Source organism: Beijerinckia mobilis (genome assembly GCF_000745425.1).
Classification (GTDB): Bacteria; Pseudomonadota; Alphaproteobacteria; order Rhizobiales; family Beijerinckiaceae; genus Beijerinckia; species Beijerinckia mobilis.
In genome coordinates, this window is record NZ_JQJH01000001.1 from 343,527 (window position 1) to 361,842 (window position 18,316).

Annotated in this window: 14 protein-coding genes; 10 read left to right on the forward strand and 4 right to left on the reverse strand. The window is 58.4% G+C overall.

The genetic code is table 11. From position 1 onward, the window contains the following. The first annotated feature begins 142 nt into the window (after positions 1-142). Both DL88_RS20085 and DL88_RS01500 read left to right on the forward strand, forming a co-directional pair. Positions 143-754: a hypothetical protein gene (locus tag DL88_RS20085; protein ID WP_156970882.1), complete on the forward strand. Its 612-nt coding sequence runs from the start codon at positions 143-145 to the stop codon at positions 752-754. A gap of 25 nt (positions 755-779) precedes the next feature. After that, entirely contained in the window at positions 780-1,544 is a 765-nt protein-coding gene (locus DL88_RS01500; RefSeq protein WP_034990877.1) for a hypothetical protein, read from the forward strand. Positions 1,545-1,887: 343 nt separating this feature from the next. Here the strand turns inward: DL88_RS01500 and DL88_RS01510 are convergent, their stop codons facing one another. Further along, positions 1,888-4,089, reverse strand: a complete 2,202-nt coding sequence (locus DL88_RS01510) for a transglycosylase domain-containing protein (protein WP_034990881.1) — start codon at positions 4,087-4,089, stop codon at positions 1,888-1,890. 707 nt (positions 4,090-4,796) lie between these two features. On the opposite strand from DL88_RS01510, the gene dnaN reads away from it, so the two are divergent. From dnaN to DL88_RS01530, 4 genes are all read left to right on the forward strand, one after another. Beyond that, positions 4,797-5,912, forward strand: a complete 1,116-nt coding sequence (dnaN, locus tag DL88_RS01515; RefSeq protein WP_034990883.1) for a DNA polymerase III subunit beta — start codon at positions 4,797-4,799, stop codon at positions 5,910-5,912. Positions 5,913-6,022: 110 nt separating this feature from the next. Continuing rightward, entirely contained in the window at positions 6,023-7,114 is a 1,092-nt protein-coding gene (locus DL88_RS01520) for a helix-turn-helix transcriptional regulator (RefSeq protein ID WP_034990885.1), read from the forward strand. Positions 7,115-7,204: 90 nt separating this feature from the next. Further along, a complete protein-coding gene (locus tag DL88_RS01525) occupies positions 7,205-8,305 on the forward strand; it encodes a helix-turn-helix transcriptional regulator (protein WP_034990887.1) in 1,101 nt (366 codons plus the stop codon). A gap of 109 nt (positions 8,306-8,414) precedes the next feature. Next, entirely contained in the window at positions 8,415-9,584 is a 1,170-nt protein-coding gene (locus DL88_RS01530) for a catalase family protein (protein ID WP_051955457.1), read from the forward strand. Between the two features lie 112 nt (positions 9,585-9,696). Here DL88_RS01530 and DL88_RS01535 read toward each other — a convergent pair whose 3' ends face one another. Next, positions 9,697-9,993, reverse strand: a complete 297-nt coding sequence (locus DL88_RS01535) for a septal ring lytic transglycosylase RlpA family protein (protein ID WP_051955489.1) — start codon at positions 9,991-9,993, stop codon at positions 9,697-9,699. A gap of 566 nt (positions 9,994-10,559) precedes the next feature. Here DL88_RS01535 and DL88_RS01540 point away from each other — a divergent pair. Both DL88_RS01540 and DL88_RS01545 read left to right on the forward strand, forming a co-directional pair. Further along, positions 10,560-11,816 carry a BtaA family protein gene (locus DL88_RS01540; RefSeq protein WP_034990888.1) on the forward strand — a complete coding sequence of 419 codons (1,257 nt, stop codon included), beginning with the start codon at positions 10,560-10,562 and terminating at the stop codon, positions 11,814-11,816. Next, entirely contained in the window at positions 11,813-12,475 is a 663-nt protein-coding gene (locus tag DL88_RS01545; RefSeq protein WP_034990889.1) for a class I SAM-dependent methyltransferase, read from the forward strand. The genes DL88_RS01540 and DL88_RS01545 overlap by 4 nt, the downstream gene beginning before the upstream one ends. A 182-nt stretch (positions 12,476-12,657) precedes the next feature. Here the strand turns inward: DL88_RS01545 and DL88_RS01550 are convergent, their stop codons facing one another. Beyond that, positions 12,658-13,617, reverse strand: coding sequence for an alpha-E domain-containing protein (locus DL88_RS01550; protein ID WP_034990890.1), 960 nt, complete (start codon positions 13,615-13,617; stop codon positions 12,658-12,660). 135 nt (positions 13,618-13,752) lie between these two features. Further along, on the reverse strand, positions 13,753-15,180 hold the full coding sequence (locus tag DL88_RS01555; protein ID WP_034991275.1) for a circularly permuted type 2 ATP-grasp protein: 1,428 nt from the start codon (positions 15,178-15,180) through the stop codon (positions 13,753-13,755). Between the two features lie 1,014 nt (positions 15,181-16,194). Here DL88_RS01555 and DL88_RS01560 point away from each other — a divergent pair. Both DL88_RS01560 and DL88_RS01565 read left to right on the forward strand, forming a co-directional pair. Beyond that, the gene (locus DL88_RS01560) at positions 16,195-16,797 is read left to right on the forward strand and encodes a fasciclin domain-containing protein (protein WP_051955458.1); all 603 of its coding nucleotides are present in this window, start codon (positions 16,195-16,197) and stop codon (positions 16,795-16,797) included. Between the two features lie 50 nt (positions 16,798-16,847). Continuing rightward, a complete protein-coding gene (locus DL88_RS01565) occupies positions 16,848-18,131 on the forward strand; it encodes an SGNH/GDSL hydrolase family protein (protein WP_034990891.1) in 1,284 nt (427 codons plus the stop codon). Positions 18,132-18,316 lie beyond the last annotated feature (185 nt).

Below are 18,316 nucleotides of genomic sequence, written 5' to 3' on the forward strand. Positions count from 1 at the left end.
TTCGGAAGGTATCTTCCCGGGCAAAGTTCGAAGAAGAGGTTCTGAGTGGCTGCGATTATTATCCGCTCTCAGAATATTGAAAGCAGATCAACCATTCTGAACATGAAACGGTGCGATCAGATGATTCCGTTCAAGAACAGATTTGGATCTATTTGATATCGCCGTTGGAACGCTTTTGGATAATGCCAGAACGCTCCATCAGGAAAAGGAAGCGCATTTTCAATACCTTTGCATCGAAAGACGATTCAATCGCAAAGAAAAATGCCATCTGCATTTTCGGATATTGCCGAAATGCTCGCCCTGGAGAAAGCCGGAGTCTCTTTCAACTGCTCTCAATTGCGAAGTCATTCGCTTGAACCGGAAGAAACTCCCGACGATCTACCTAAGACAGACTGAATGTATGCGACCTATTTCAGGTAAGAATCGCTCTTTAGATGTTTTTCCACTCCATTTTGCTTTCCGAAATGCTGTGGGGAATATCTTATTCGAACGATCGGCGGCCAGTTTCTTTCAAGACAACTGGCGGCTCAATATAGGACAAGGCCATCAAGGTCTTGAAGAGCTCGATAACAATTTTGTCAACAATAATGTGAACTTAAGAGGAAACCCCTTCGAAGACGACAGAGTTGTCTTTTCAGAGCGTCCGCGCCTGATGTCGGATCAAGCATTCCGCCAGGGACCGGTTTCCATTCATTCCAAACCGAACTGCTCGACCGCCGGGACGAAGAAGTCCGAGGCGGAACCAATCTCGTAAGAGTCCAATCCCTCGTGGAAATTCAATGAAACGCCAAAACAAGTCATTCGTCGTTGAAGTCAAGCGGCAGCGCCGGCCCGAAAAACTTGCCATCCTGGAACCGATGGCCCCCGAGCCGCGCAAACTCGACACATTTATTTCCTCTGTCACCGATCTCGACGCGGATTTTCACGTTCCGGCCTTCCTACAGACCGGCCAACCGCAATCTTCCAGCCTCGCGTCCGTACCCGACCTTTTCACGGTTTTTACCAAACCAGACACTTCGGCACCCCAGCCTTCCGCTCTCGCGGCACCGCAGACCGAGACGGCAAAACCGCGCATTCTTCCGAGCCTGATCGAACCACCGGCGCCCGAGCTTTTGCCCGAGCCGGAGATCCGGACACGCTCCAGCCGCCGCAAGACCGCGATACAGCAAGACGCCTGCGTCCAGAACGGCAGCGCTGAAGACGCCAGCCCCATGGAAGTCGACGTTTTCGCATCCGCCAAAGCCACGACGCCGGCGGACAGGCCAAAGATTGCAGCGAAGATTTCTCCAGCGCGCAAGACGAGGTCGATTGCACCCTCGCGCCATGTGTTCTCTGCAGAAACAGCCGCATCAGCCAGCCAGCCAGCCACCGCCATCCATCGGGAAACGCGGGCTCCGGAAACGACAATCTATTCGGAGGCTCATTCCTTCGAGGCGGTCGAAACCACACGCAAGACACGCTCCTGGCGTAGCCGGCACAGCGATGCCGCCCATCTGCCTCCGGGACAACGCTGGAAACGCCGTCTCCATCCCGCAGCCTGGTGATGAAGGGATAAGGCATTGGGAGATGGTGCGCGCGGCTGATCTGCAGATACGCATCTCATACAAGGCCAGGGTCTTGCTGAGCACGGCTCCTTGAAACCCTACCTTTGTTGATAACGACCTGTCGTGATTAATGAAGCGCGCACATTCTCGATTTGAAGAGCACCGCTGCGCGCTCCAAGACCATTGAAAATGCCATCGCGTTTTCGATGGAGATTAGCGGAAACGGCCCAAAAAGCTCCCGGTCTCAGCCGTTCGAACGCGAAACAATTCAGGGGATTCCGGTCCGCTTGAACGATCAAGGGCGACTCGCAAGTCCGAGCGAGCGATGGTCCGACAGCGCGGCTCATCCCCCGAATAAGCTTTCAAACAGGTTCCGTTCCTTTCTGTTGGGACGCGGAGCCGGTGGCACGGCTTGAGGGCGATTTCTCGGCCCTTCCGGAATGGCGGCCGGCGGCAACAAGCCATTCAGATCATTCTCCTCAGCCCAGGAGGAATGCGATGCGGAGTGCGCCGCAGCCTGAGGTATCGGCACGGCATGGGGTTGTGCCTCACCGGTACGCGCGCGCTCATCATATTGATCTCTCGCCTTCAGCTCACCCGGAACCGCTTCCGCGACAGGAGGCGGCGCGCCGATCTCTCGTGGCGCCTCGTATCCCGTGTCTCCGGCCATCGGAGGCATCATTTGAGTCGCTTGGGCGGGTGCCTGCCAGGTTCCACCCGGCAGGGGTTGCGGCGGCACGTTCTGATGCGCCACTTTCATGAAGCGGCTCCAGATCGCGACGGGCAGCGTACCACCGGAGGCCTTGTGTGTCGGCGAATTATCGTCATTGCCAAGCCAAACGCCGGTGATCAAATGGCTCGTGTAGCCGATAAACCAGGCATCACGCCAATCCTGACTGGTACCTGTCTTGCCCGCCGATTGCCAACCCGCCACGCCGGCGCCATGCGCGGTGCCGCTGACCAGGGTCTCTTCCATCATCCAGTTCATTTCGGCGAGCACGGCTTCTCCGATCACTCGCCCATTGCTCCTGCCCTTGCGCTGGTAGAGCAATTTGTTCTTGGCTGTCACAACCTTCAGGATGATATGCGGCTGCACGCCAATGCCGCCATTGGCGAAGGGCACATAAGCGCTGGTGATTTCGAGCGGCGTGACTTCGGAAGTCCCGAGCGCCAGCGAGGCATTGGCCTGCAGTTCGGAATCAATGCCAAGACGCCGCGCGACATGAATGACAGTCTTGACGCCGACCTCATTGCCGAGACGCGCCGCGACTGTATTCAGCGATTGCGACAGGGCCCGGGTGAGCGTGACGGGGCCCTGATAGGCATGGGTGTAGTTTTCCGGCTGCCAGCCCTTGATATTGATCGGCGCATCCTCACGCACGCTGTCCGGCGTAAGCCCGGCTTCCAGCGCAGCGAGATAAACGAATGGTTTGAATGCGGAACCCGGCTGGCGATGCGCCGCGACGGCACGATCGAACTGACTTTCGGCGTAATTGCGGCCGCCGATCAACACCTTGATGCCGCCATCGGGCGCCAGCGCCACGAGAGCACCCTGCCCGACGCCATAGCGGGCACCCTTGCGGTCGAGTTCCTCGGTCAGCGCCCGCTCCGCCGCATTCTGCAGGGCAAGATTGATGGTGGTCGTCACCAGAATGTCCTGATCGACAATGCCGACCGTCTCATCGAGAAGGTCCATCACATAATCGGCCGCATAATTATAGGAGCCTGCTCCCTTGCTGCGCTGAACCTGGGCCGGATGCAGGAGCGCGAGATCCGCCATCGGCCCGGTAATGAATTCTTCCTCGCGCATCGCCGCGATCACCTGCGCCGCGCGTTCCCGCGCACCGGCCGGATTATGCGTCGGGGCAAGTTTCGTCGGCGCCTTCATCAAGCCGGCGAGCATGGCGGCCTCGGGCAGAGTGATCATCCGTGCCGGATGGCCGAAATATTTTTGCGCCGCCGCCTCGACGCCATAGGCACCAGAACCGAAATAGACACGGTTGAGATAGAGTTCGAGCAATTGGTCCTTGGTGTATTTATGCTCGAGCCAAAGCGCGAGAATCACTTCCTGGATCTTGCGAGCGAAGGTGCGTTCCTGGGTGAGGAACAGGTTCTTGGCAAGCTGCTGTGTCAGGGTGGAACCGCCCTGGACCGTGCCGCCGCTGGACAGATTGCGCATGAGTGCCCGCAGCACGCCGAGCGGATCGACTCCCCAATGCTGATAGAAGCGGCGGTCCTCGATGGCGATGAAGGCGCGCGGAAGATAGGGAGGCAATTCCGCGAGGCGGACGGTGGCTCCTCCCATATCGCCGCGATTGGCGATCAAAGTGCCCGAATCACTCAGAATGGCGATATTGGGCGGCCGCTTCGGGACATTGATCTGATCGATCGGCGGCATCTTCAAAGCGTAATAGCCAACGACCCCGGCAGCGGCGATAAAGCCCCAGATCAGGAGCACGCCCACAAACGACAGAATGCGCGGGAGGATCGCCCGACGCTTCGGTCTTCTGGGTCCGCGGGAGGTCTCTTTCTCGCTTCTCTTCATGCCGCGCGCTAATCGTTCCAGGCTAGAGCGTTTCGGATAGATCCGGAAACGCTCTACGAAAGAAAAATTAGAGTATTTTCAAAACGATGGCATCGCGTAGCGATTCAACATTATCGGAAAATGCTCTAAAACCAAATCTCGATGAGCACGACCCATCAGGCTTGAGCTGGGCAGGCTATGAACCAAGCAATAAACAAGGAGTCTGGCATCAATCCGGAAAAGGCCGGTATAACCCGCTCCGCTCATGCCTACCCAGCATGAAATGTCGGTAGTGCATATTAACGGCTGGTTAATGGCCAGGTCTTTGTTTGCAGCAGGGGCAAGGAGCGATGCGCCAGAACCACTCGCCATGCCGCCTGACATCGAATTAAGTAAAATCCAGTAAATTTGCGCAAAATCCGGTGCAGCGCGGAATCCGCATCTTGCGATTTCCCACGCATCGCGGCAAGGTGCCGGACCCAGCCGTCACATAGAGGACGGACCGACAGGATGGCCGCTTGGCTCAGATCCGGCGCGGAAAGCGGCGACAGAATCGACAGGTCTAGCGCCCGCTGCTTCGCATGGAGGCCGCGCCATCCCGTCTCCCGCCATCATCCCGCATGGCCAACGGCACTGCGAGGATTTGGAAAGACGTGTCTCTCCCTGTCGGGACAGTCCTTCCGCATCTTCCGACAATTTCGCGTTGCAACGAGTCTCGAGGGCCCGTCATGAAAGTCACTCTCGAACGGTCGGCCCTTCTCAAAGCGCTCGGCCATGTCCATCGCGTCGTGGAACGCCGGAACACGATTCCGATCCTCTCCAACGTCCTGATCCATTCGGATGGAGACGGCCTGCTGTTGAAGGCCACCGATCTCGATCTCGAAGTCACCGAAAAGGTCGCGGCGGAAACGACCGAAAAGGGCGGCACCACCCTGCCCGCCCATATCCTTTACGATATTGTGCGCAAACTGCCGGACGGATCGCAGGTCTCACTCGAGACGACTGAAGCCGGACCTTTGATGCTGCGCTCCGGCCGCTCGCGCTTCACTTTGCAATCGCTGCCGGAAAGCGATTTTCCAGACCTTGCCGCAGGCACTTTCGAACAGACCTTCACGCTGAAGGCCGGCGATCTCAAACGGCTGATCGACAAGACCCAATTCGCCATATCCAACGAGGAAACACGCTATTATCTCAATGGCATCTACATGCATACGACGGAGGTCGAGGGGCATGTGATGCTACGCGCGGTCGCAACCGATGGACATCGGCTCGCACGCGTCGAAACGCCGGCACCTTCGGGAGCGCCGGGGATGCCGGGGATTATCGTGCCACGCAAGACCGTCGCGGAAATCCAGAAACTCGTCGAGGACCAGACACTCGACGTTCTTCTTGAAGTCTCGCAGACCAAGATCCGCTTCACCTTCGGCGATGTGGTCCTGACCTCGAAACTGATCGACGGCACCTTCCCCGATTACGCGCGGGTCATTCCTTCCAACAACGATAAATATCTGACCGTCGATCGCGGCCCGTTCCAATCCGCCGTCGATCGCGTCTCGACCATTTCGTCGGAACGCGGACGCGCGGTGAAGCTCGCTTTGGCCGAAGGCAAGCTCACCCTGTCCGTCACCAATCCGGAATCGGGATCGGCTATCGAGGAACTCGAGGTCGATTACGACGCCGCACCAATCGATATCGGCTTCAACGCGCGTTATCTCCTGGACATAGCTGCGCAGCTCGACAGCGATACAGCGCTGTTCAAATTCGCCGATCCGGGCTCCCCGACACTCGTTCTCGACCGTGATGGCGCCTCGGCGCTTTATGTCCTGATGCCGATGCGTGTGTAATATCAAGGCTCAGGAAGCCAAAACACATCGGCTCTTCATGGCTTCCCGCCCTCTGTCAATTTATGGCAAATTCCTGTAGGGTTCATAAAAATGCCCTGATCATTAAAGCCATGTCGAAGCTCAACGAAACCGAGATCGTAGACCGCATTTACGAAGCGGCCGTCGTCGCACCGGAATGGCCCAGTCTACTCAGCGAATTCGCCGTGCATATCGGCGGTTTCATGGGCATGATCTTTACCTCCAATCCAGGCAAGACGGCGTGGGTGACGTCGCCCGGTTATGAAGACCGGTTTGAACGCTATATCGCCTCAGGTTTCTCGGCACAGGATCCCCGCATCTCCCGCGCCATCGAGCGCGGGCTCGTTGGGCAGATGGTTTCCGATCTCGATCTTTTCACACCCGACGAGATCGCCAACGATCCGATGTACCAATATTTCCGGACGCGCGGCGTCGGCTGCATGTTCAATGTTCCAAGTGGCGATGCCATCGTTCTCAGTTTCGAACGGGCTCAATCGCTTGGCCCCTATGATCGTGCGACGATCGACTATACGGATCGTTTTCGGCCACATTTCGCCCGCGCGGCGCTCATGGCGGCACGCCTCGGACTCGAGCGCATCCGCGCGGCGACGGATGCGTTGAAATCGATCGGCCTCGCGGCGGCCGTCACCGGCTTCAACAAGAAGATCATCAGCGCCAACAGCCTCTTTCAGGAGCTGATACCATCACAGGTGCAGGACCGGCGCGACCGCGTTCGGTTGACACATACGGGCTCCGATCAATTGCTTGCCAATGCGCTCGATGAAATCGCGCGCAAGGGGAATTACGCCAGCATCTTGTCCATTCCTGTGCCCGCCCTCGAAGATCGGCCTGCCTTCGTTCTCCATACGGTACCCATCCGCCGCGCAGCCTCGGATATTTTCACCAATGCGCATTGCCTGCTCGTCGCGACCCCTTTGACACGCAAGGAAGCGCCGCCGGTCGCGCTGCTGCAGGGCCTCTTCGATCTCACGCCCGCCGAGGCGCGGGTTGCACATGGCCTTGCCGGCGGCGATACGCTGACGGAGCTTGCGCCGCAATTCGGCGTCGAGGTCTCGACCCTGCGCGTGCAACTGAAATCCGTCTTCACCAAAACCGGTCTGTCGCGTCAGTCCGATCTCGTCGCGCTTTTGAGCGGCATCACCTTGCGGACCCCGGACACTTAGCAGCGTTTCAAACATTTCGCCTGAAACCGCGAATGGCCTCGGCGAGGATCGTAACGCATCCCCGTGAGCGTTCCGCCAAGGGTGCCAACAATGCCCACGCTCTCACCCGACATCATGCTCGACCGCATTTACGAGGCGGCCGTGGTCCCCGAGCAATGGGAGCCAGTCCTGAGGGATTTTTCCGAGTTGATCGGCGGCTGGGGCGGATTCCTCTACACGATCAGTTCGCAAAGCTCGCATTGGCTCGCCACCCGTGAATCTCAGGAAATATACAAAAAGTTTGTCGCGGAGGGCTTTGGCGAACATAACCATCGCATCGAGCGCGCCATAGAGCGCGGTCTCTTTGGATGTGTCGTTTCGGATCTCGACCTGTTCACAATGGACGAAATGGCCAGGGATCCCATGTATGCCTTCCTGCGCGCCCATGGCATCGGCTGGTTTGCGGGATGTATGTTCTCCCCGCCCCACGAAGATTCGCTGGTGCTCAGTTTTGAACGCCCCTACGCGCGGGGCCCGTTCGAACCATCGAACCTTCGCATTTTCGATCAGTTCCGGCCTCATTTTGCCCGTTCCGCCCTGGTGTCCGCCAGGCTTGGTCTCGAACGGGCGCGCGGCGCTATTGATGCGATGACAGCCATCGGCCTCGCCTGTGCCGTGGTCGGCCGTTCGAAACGGCTCGTCATTGTCAACGATCTGTTCAACAGGCTCATTCCCGCACAGGTACAGGATCGGCGCGAACGCGTCCGGCTGGTGCAGGAGAGCGCCGACAAAAAATTTGCCGAGACGCTGGACGCCCTGCTGCGCCAGGAGAGCGAGAAATCATCCTCCATCGCCGTCCAGGGTCAGGGTGAACAGCCGCCCTTCGTGCTGCACGTCATTCCCATCAGACGCGCCGCCAATGATATTTTTTCCAATTGTTCCTGTTTGCTCGTGGCAACGGCCGTCGCACGCGCGCAAGCGCCGCCGGTTCTGCTGCTGCAGGGACTGTTCGACCTCACAATGGCGGAAGTGCGGCTGGTGCGCGGCCTAGTGAACGGCGGCACATTGGCGGCTCTCGCACCGCAATTCGGCGTCGAGGTATCGACCTTGCGTGTCCAGTTGAAATCGGTCTTCGCCAAGACGGGCCTGTCCAGTCAGCAGGATCTCGTCGCTTTGTTGAGCAGCGTCACGCTCCCTAAAACAGGAGTGTGAGCGTTTACACCGTCAGCCCGCATTCAGATAATGGCAAAAAACAGATGGTCTCTTCCCCGGTTTATGCTGTAGCCTATGCTACAAAGCGACAGACTCGGAAGCGATGCGTATGCCATTATCAACGAGAGTATCCCACACGGCTCTCCGCCGCACGTTCTGGCACAAGCTTACGGCCTTGCGTTTCCGGCGGGCGGCAACTTTCGTCATTATCGGACTCACCGTTATTGGTTCGGATACCATAACGGCTTCATCCGAGCCTCTCGAGACAATCCCCAGCGGTGAAGCGCAAGACCTTGAGGCCATTGTCGATCGTGCCTTGCAGGAATTGCGCACACATTATCCTCCGGGATCCTATCCTGTCCGTCGCGACGCCCATGCCAAAGCGCATGGCTGTGTAAAGGCAATATTTCATGTCGACGACAACATTCCGCCGGATCTGCGGGTCGGCCTCTTTGCCGATCCCGGCGCCTCCCGGAAGGCATGGATACGTTTCTCGAATGGTGCTTTTGATGTACGCCCCGACAATGCCCCCGATGGGCGCGGCATGGCGATAAAAATCCTCGACAGCGCGCCGGGCTCTACGGCCTCCGGCCACATTGCCGAACATGATTTCCTGATGATCAATTATCCGATCTTCTTCCTGTCCAATGCCAGGGATTATCGGAATTTTGCCGATGCCGGAGCCATCACCGGCGATCGCTGGAGCCTGTTGAAATATTTCCTTTGGCATCCCTGGCAAGGATATATCGCTATCAAGACGGCGCGCACGAAAATCGAGTCACCGCTGACGGCGCGCTATTACACGATGGCGCCCTTCGCCTTCGGCGCGGAGCGCGCTGTCAAATATTCTGCGCGCCCCTGTATCGACCATGGCACCGCTACACTCGACCCAGCCACTGTGAAAACCGACGATCCAGATTTTCTGCGGACCATTCTCGCGAAGCAATTGCAGACAAGCCCCGCCTGTTTCGAGATGCTCGTCCAGGAACGCAAGGGGAATATGCCGATCGAGGACGCCACCGCCGAATGGAGCGAGAGCCAATCTCCCTACCGTCGCGTCGCGACCCTTGAAATCCCGAAACAGGACATCACGGAAGCCGGGCGCGACGCTTTCTGCGAGAATCTCTCCTTTTCGCCGTGGAACGCGCCCGCCGACGAACAGCCGCTGGGCGGCATCAACCGGATCCGCAGAACCGTTTACGAGAAAATCTCAGCCTATCGGCATGAAAGAAACAAAGCCGAAGTGCCTGATGCGGCTGCGGCCTGGGATCGCTTTTAGACCATTTTGAGCTTCTGGTGAATCGCTTGGCGATTCCACCGCTTTGAGAATGCTCTAATTTTTACGTGGAGCGTTTCCGGAAAGACCAGAAACGCTTCATGAAGCCTGCAGCTCAATCCGGCAGCACATCCACCCGCACCGGCGCAAGTCCGGCATGCCGAAAGCCCAATTGGTCGGCCGCCACGACCGAGACATCGATGACCCGCCCTTTGATGAAGGGTCCGCGATCATTGACCACCAGGGTCGTCGATTGCTGATTGGCGAGATTGGTGACACGCACATGCGTCCCGAAAGGCAAGGAACGATGCGCGCAGCCGCGCGCCCCACGCGCATGATAAAAAGAAGCCTTGCCTTGATATTGCGACGTCTTGCCGTCGTAATGCTCAGCCCGTGGAGAGAGATACGCCACTTTATAATGATGATGAGAATAATGGTGATGAGACACCCTGCGGTGGTGATGCACCATTCTGCTGTGCTGCGAGTCAGCCTGAGCTATTCCCGAAGACATACACAGTAATGCAGCAAATCCGAGAAGTTTTCTCAACCAGAAGCCTCCATTTATTACCATTGAAAGCACCCGTTTCCGGGCACGGCGGCGGCTTCTGACAGCATTCTGTGATGATAAAAAGGCAATGTATTTAGCTATTTTCCATTCAATACGTTATTTGTGCGACGCAACAACATAGTTAATTTTATTTAAACTTGAAATAAAGAATCTTAAATTGTCTCTTCTGACAAGAACTCCTCGAATAGAAACGAAAGCTTCACATTCTCGCCCTATTTCCTCTTGACGAACTGAACGAGCTTAACAATTTGCCTGGATGACGAGCAATTGCTCGGACTGCTGAACGCATCCTCATGCGGGATCAAAAATCAAGAGCGGCGCAGATAATGATACGGAATCGCTTCTGGTCATCCGTCTGTCATGCGGGTCGCTTAAGCCGTGCCGATCGTCTCTGCAGATTCGGAAAGCCCGTGACGTCATCTCCCGATGCGCTTCGCCGTACGACCAGCCTTGGGCTGCGCACGGCCGTCCACCGCAACAAAACCTTGTCCCGCGGTGGCTTGCTCGAACGTCTATTCACTTTCGTCTTTCGCGGCCTCGTCTATCCGCAGATCTGGGAAGATCCGCTGATCGACATGGAGGCTCTCGCGATCCAGCCGAACGATCACATCGTCACCATTGCGTCGGGTGGCTGTAACGTCCTGTCCTACCTGACCGCCGCGCCCCGCAAGATCACCGCGGTCGATCTCAACGGCGCGCATATCGCCCTTAACCAGTTGAAGGTCGCAGCCCTGCAGCATTTGCCGGATCACGCGGCTTTCTACAGCTTTTTCGGCGAGGCCGATCAGCCTGCCAATCTCGATGCCTATCGCCGTTACGTCCGTGCGCATCTCGATCCGGTGGCGCGCGCCTATTGGGACGGCCGTGGTCCAACCGGCCGCCGGCGCATCGACAATTTCACCGATAATTTCTATCATCACGGGCTGCTCGGCACTTTCATTGGCGGCGCTCACCGTCTGGCCAAGCTCTATGGACGTGATCCACGGCTGATGCTGCAGGCGAAGGATCGCGAAGAACAGCGCGTCCTTTACGAGACCATGCTCGCGCCATTGTTCGACAAGCCCTCGATCCGCTGGATGCTGCGCCAACCCGCCTCGCTTTACGGGCTTGGCATTCCCCCGTCGCAATATCAGGCCCTTGCGGGTGGTCCCTCCGGCAATATGGCCGATGTGGTCAAGGAAAGACTGCGCCGCCTCGCCTGCGATTTCGATTTCACGGACAATTATTTCGCCTGGCAGGCGTTCGGACGCGCTTATCCGCCGCGTCATCAGGCGATCGACCAGAACTGCCTGCCGCCCTATCTCATGCCCTCCCACTTCGAGACCCTGCGCGCTTGTGCAGACCGGGTCGACATCCGTCATGAATCCATGACCGTCTTCCTGAATCAGCAGCCAGCACAAAGCCTCGACGCCTATGTCCTTCTCGACGCGCAGGACTGGATGACCGATGAGGTGCTGACATCCCTGTGGGGCGAGATCCTGCGCACCGCCCGCGCCGGCGCGCGGGTCATCTTCCGCACCGCCGCCGATGAAAGGCTGCTGCCTGGCCGCGTGCCGGCGGCGATCCTCGACGCCTTCGAATATGATCCGGCGCGCTGCATCGATTATAGCCTGCGTGACCGCTCCTCCATCTATGGCGCGTTCCATCTTTATCGGCGCAAGGCATGAGCGCATCACGGACGGACAATGGAGCGGCGGCGCTGATGGACCGGATGTACCGGCATCAGCGCCACATCTATGATGCAAGCCGCAAATTTTATCTGCTCGGACGCGACGCGCTGATCACCGGGCTTGCTCCCCCCAAGGGTGGTACGATCCTGGAAATCGGCTGCGGCACGGGACGCAATCTCATCAAGGCGGCAAAAGCCTACCCGCATGCACGCCTTTATGGTCTCGACGTCTCGGAGGAAATGCTGGCGCAGGCGCGCAAATCCATCGCCCGCGCGGGATTGAGCGAACGCATCCAGCTGGCACAGGCGGACGCCACCGCTTTCGACCCCCTCGCGCTTTTTGGTGTCGCGGCCTTCGACCGCGTGTTCATTTCCTACGCTCTGTCGATGATTCCGCCCTGGCGTGATGTGCTCGCGAACGCCTGCACCTTCCTGACCGAAGGCGGCTCGCTCCATATCGTCGATTTCGGCGACCAGGCCGGCCTGCCCGCCTGGTTCGGCAGGGCGCTACGCCGCTGGCTTTCCTGGTTCGATGTGACGCCACGTCTTACATTGGAGGAGGAAATCCGCGCCCTCGCCAGCGCGCGCGGTCTTGGCTGCCATTTTTCAAAGCCGCTCCGCGCCTATGCTTTCGAGGCCGTGCTGCAACGGCCATGAGCCGCCCATCGGCTCGATCGCCTGCGATCCTCTATTAAGACCGGGTCTCGTTGATCAAATTGTTTCATGATCGACGAGAGTTGGCCTGAAAAGCACCGCGACACAACTGCTTTGGCGCAAACCTTGAGACGTTGCGCGCGTCAAGAATCGACACCAAACGGCCGGATCGGCACTCTGCGGGTTTAATTCAACAGATATTGCTCGCTGATCGTCTGACCAAGCAAGCTGTTGTCTTCGACGAAGGCCGTGATGAACTCATGCAGGCCGATGTGGAAGATCTCCTTCGTCGTGGCCTTGGTCAGCCGTTCCATGACGAGATGCGCGTGCCGTTGCGCCGCACCATTATGCCCATAGGCGCCGGCGATCTGATCCAGAAAATGGCAGATATTGTCATAGCAGGAGATGAGTGAACGCGGCATCTCCTTCTTGAGGATCAGGAGATCGGCGATCTTCCACGGCTTGAGTGTCTCGCGATAGACCCAATGATAGGCCGTGAGTGCCGATACCGCGCGCAGAATGCTCGCCCATTGGAAATAGTCGAGCGATCCACCGACTTCCTCATCCTCGGGCAGGAGCACGTGATATTTCACGTCGAGAATACGCGCCGTATTGTCAGCGCGTTCGATATAGATGCCGAGCCGCGAGAACCAATAGGCATCATTGCGCAGCATGGTGCGATAGGCAGTGCCATCGTAATCGAGCGAGGTTTTCTTGACGAAATCGAGAAACCGGGAAAGCTCCTCGCGATCATAGGAACCTTTCCCAAGGCTCGTCTTTTCGAACTTTTTCAGCTCGATCCAGGCGCCGTTGATCGCTTCCCACGTCTCAATGGTCAAAGCCGTGCGCACGGCGCGCGCATTGACGCGCGCGAATTCCAGGCAATTGCGGATGGACGAGGGATTCTCGGTCGAGAAAGTCAGAAATTCGACCACGCGGGCAGCTTCGATCGTCTCGTAACGGGCGCGATAGCCCTCCGCCGCGCCCGAGGATTCGAGCGCGCTCTCCCATTCCGTGCCAGTGCTCGCATAAGCCGTCGGCAGGGTGCTCAGCCGTTGCGTCGCGTCGATGACACGCGCGAGGAAATCAGCCCGCTCGACATAGCGGGCAAGCCAGAAAAGATTATCAGCCGTCCGGGAAAGCATGGCCTGCCTTGATGATGGTTCAGGAGGTGATGGTTCGGATGCAATGGCGGCTCAAATGAAGGCGCCGAGTAGGAAAAGCCCGCGGCCCGGAGGTCAGAAGGCAAAGGCCCGAGATTACGGACTGAGCCGGGCGGCTCATGTCTGCGTCTGCGATTGCCGCTGCGCCGAGCCTTCGATGATCCAGGTATCCTTGGTGCCACCACCCTGGCTCGAATTGACGACGAGGGACTTTTCCTTGAGCGCGACACGGGTGAGGCCGCCCGGCACGACCTTGACGCCGGTCGAGCCGGTGAGCACGAAAGGCCGCAGATCGACATGGCGCGGCGCGATGCCGGATTCAAAGAAGGTCGGACAGGTCGAGAGCGCGAGAGTCGGCTGGGCGATGAAGTTCTCGGGGTTGCGCGCAAGCTTGGCGGCAAAGGTCTCACGCTCGGCAAGGCTCGCATGGGGGCCGACGAGCATGCCATAGCCACCCGAGCCATTCACTTCCTTGACGACGAGTTCGCCAAGATGATCGCGCACATAGGCATAAGCATCGGGTTCACGACAGCGCCAGGTCGGCACGTTTTTCAGAATGGCCGGCTCGCCCAGATAAAAGTCGATGATCTCCGGCATATAGGTATAGATCGCCTTGTCGTCGGCGACGCCGGTGCCGACCGCATTGGCGAGCGTGACATTGCCAGCGAGATAGGCCCGCATCAGGCCGGGGACGCCGATGATGGAATCCGCGCGGAAAGCCTTGGGATCGAGGAAATCATCATCGATGCGGCGATAGAGCACATCGACCCGTTTCGTTCCCTCGGTCGTGCGCATGTAGACGACATCATCCTCGACTAGGAGGTCGCGGCCTTCGCAAAGCTCGACCCCGAGCTTATCGGCCAGGAAGGAATGTTCATAATAGGCGGAATTATATTGTCCCGGCGTCAGCACAGCGATAACGGGCTCGCGCGCGACATTCACCGGTGCCACAGAGCGCAACGAGGCCAGCAGCATGTCGGGATAATTCTCGACCGGCGCGACACGATGTTCAGCGAAGAGATCGGGCGTGAGCCGCATCATCACCTCGCGATTCTCCAGCATGTAGGAGACACCGGAGGGCGTGCGCACATTGTCTTCGAGGACGTAGAAATCATTCTCGCCGATGCGCACGAGATCGATGCCGGCAATATGCACGAAAATATCATGCGGCACCTTGCAACCGACCATTTCCGGGCGAAACTGCGGATTGCCATGCACGAGATCGGCCGGAATACGCCCGGCCTTGAGAATCTCCTGCGCGCCATAAATATCCGCGAGAAACATATTGAGCGCCTTGACGCGCTGGATGAGGCCGGTCTCGAGCCGCGCCCATTCACCGCCGTCGAGCAGACGCGGAATGATATCGAAAGGGATGAGACGCTCGGTCGCGTCCTTATCGCCATAGACAGCGAAAGTGATGCCGATCCGCCGGAACAGGAGCTCGGCCTGAGCATGGCGCGCGGAGAGAAACGAGGACGGAGTGTTGGCGAGCCAATGCGCGATTTTCTCGTAAACCGGTCGGATCTTGCCATCCGGAAGGGTCATTTCATCGAAGCACACCGGCTCCCTGTCCTCTTGCACTCTCAAACTCCTCAACTATCAGCGCGGTGCATCGGCTCATGAGCCACCCGCAAGATCCCCGCCACGAGAAGAGCGGACACAGGGCATTGGATCAGGGCGACTCATTTTTGCAATCATAACAGAGGCTCTTGCAAATGTCTGCGATTCCTGACGGGATCAGCACGCTAGAGAGACCGGTTCGAGAGACATCCAGCACCGGATGCGAGACCAAGATCGCAACAATCCGAATCATAAGGCCCAGTTAAGGTTAATCCTTCATCAATAAGTGGAGGCTAGAGTTCTTCGGGCGGGCTCAAGCCCCTTTGGTCGAGACGTCCAGGGTGCATCGGTCAAACGACTTGCAAGAGTTCCCCACAGGCAAGGGGAACGGGGCAGCCATCGACCGGGTATGAGCGCGTCAATCGATCGGTCGCAACCGGCGGTCCGTGGCCCGCGGTCAATGGAATATCCATGACCCGTTCACGCCTCCGCCCGAGCCCTATCCGAGGAGGATACTCTCGATGAGCCTCGTTCCATTTCCAGCGCACAGGGCCGCGCCTTCGTTCAGATCCCCCGCATTCAGATCCCCCGCATTCAGATCCTCCGCGTTCGGATCTTCCAACACCCCGTCCATCGCCCCTTCTTTCGGGCAAATCCTGCGCTGCCTGTTCCTCGCCGCTTTTTGTCTGCTCCTGATCTTCTTCGCGATCCACTAGCATCCTATTCAAAAGGCGCGGCCAAACGTTAGGCCAGATTCGCCCGATTTCCCATCGGTCCGAAGCTCGGATCCCTGCCCGCAAACCTGCAAGGCTCTGTCTCACATTGCCTGGCACTTTAGATCGCACGGAAAAGGCCCGGATGCCTGGAAGCACTGACACATCGAAAAGACGGCGCAAGATCAACTCCCCAACCTGTTCGCCACAATGGGCCTTTCCTTGCTGGCTCCATATTCATACCCGGGCAGCACTCATAAGCTTGTGCGTGTTGTCCCCAGGCCTATTGTTTTCCCCGATCAAGGCGGCTGCGGCAGAACTCGCCATTCATACCGGGGGAGCGACATTCGCCTTTTCCAAAACCGTCTTCGAAAACCTGAGCGAGGCGCGCAGCCATACGACCCTCGTCGAAGCGATCCGGGCAGCGGGTATCGAACCGCTGCTCAAGGAAGAGGGTTCCTACACACTTTTCGCGCCCACCAACGAAGCTTTCGCCCAATTGCCGAAAGACACGCGGGCAGTCTGGCTGCAGCCGGAAAACCATGACACGCTCGCCGCGTTTCTGCGTTATCAGATCGTCGCCGGCAGACACAGCGTCGAAACCATGCTGGCCGCCCTGCGGCGGGAACAGGGCCCGATCCGTTTGAAGACGCTGCAAGGCGAGGAGATTATCGTGACGGAAGACGGCCGGCATCTCATCCTCACCGATGCTCGCGGCGGACGGGCCATGATCACTTATGCCGATATTCCCGAGAAGAATGGCCTTTTGCATATTATCGACAAGGTTTTGCAGCCTGCTGGACTCGACTGGATCGTATTGACGCCACCCCCATCGCTCGCACCGCCACCAATCGACGAGCCTGCATCCTCTTCTGCCGGACAGCATTGAAAGGGGGGAGGACCAGACGGATCCCGGCCAACAGCAGGACCAGATGAGCCATGCGGTTTCCATTCCGCCCCCGCTCCGTGACGATTTTCGCGGCGATCCTTGGCATCGCCGGCATCGCGTTCGCGGCCCTCGTGCTCGGTACGAGCCGCGAAGCCCGCGCCCAGGGCTCCCCCTTCGACTGGTTTCAAAATCTGTTCGAACCACCACCGCCCGCGCCACGTCACGCACCGCCGCGCAATCCACACAATCCGCGCCTGCGGGAACATCCGACCTCCGCCTCGCATAAGCCACGGCCGCCACGGCCCCGCACTATTGTCATTCCTGCCAAGATCCCGCTTCCGCCTCGTCCGGCGGTGCCGACACGCTATCGCGTCGCCATCTTCGGCGATGAATTGGCGCAGATGCTCGGACGCGGTCTGACCGAGGCGCTCTCCGATCGGCCCGACATCGCCATTCTTCGCGAAGAACAGGATGGGACCGGCCTCGTCCGCCCTGATGTCTACGATTGGCCGAAAGCCATCAGCGACTTTCTCACTACCGCCGAAAGCAAGGGAGAAAAGCTCGATTACGCGATCATGCTCATTGGCAGCAATGACCGGAAGCCACTGCATGAGGACGACAAGGTGCTGGAATTGCTCTCAACCCCCTGGCAGGCTGTCTATGGCAGCCGGATCGAGGCCATTGGCGAGATTTTCCGTACCCACCATGTGCCGCTCGCCTGGATTGGCCTGCCAATCGTGAAACGCGATGAAGCGGCGGTCGATTTCAGCGTCTTCAACACGCTTTTTGAAGAACGGACGGCCAAGACCGGCGCCACTTTCATCGATATCTGGGAAGCCTTTGCCGATGAAAAGGGCGATTATCACGGCTATGGCCCCGACATCGATGGACAAATCACGAAATTGCGGACGCAGGATGGACAGGGCTTCACGGCTGCCGGCGAGCGCAAACTTGCCCATTTCGTCGAAGGCACACTCCGCCGGACGTTGCCAGACAAGCCGAACATGCACGACGATCAAACGCCAATACAATCGCCAGAGGATACACCTGCCTCCGGTACACCGTCTCTTGTCAATCCACCCGCAGCGGGAGAAGCAAGTGCCAATCCGGAGCCGGAGGCCATTCCACCCAAACCCGTCATCGGTCCCGTCTTGTCACTGACAGGCCCCGCTCTGAGCCACGGTGGTGTACTGGTTTCTCCCGACGGGAATCCGCGAAAAGTCTCTGAGGGCGAACGGACCCTCCTGAAAGGCGTATCCGGTTCGCGTGAGCCGGCGCAACCGGGCCAGGCCACGGATTTTTCCCTGCCGCCGTCCCTACCCGCTCATCGATAAAATTATAGACCCGAATGGCGCGGAATAGTGATGCACAAAGTCTCAATACTCCGCACCGTCTGCCCCTTCCCCGACGTGACTTTCCATCAACCAAAATTCACAGAATTTTGATCAAAGGTTTTTCAATTCGGGGAGCGTCCAAGCGTTGGAACGGTACAGGCTTTCCTTCAATGTCCGCCAGTTTA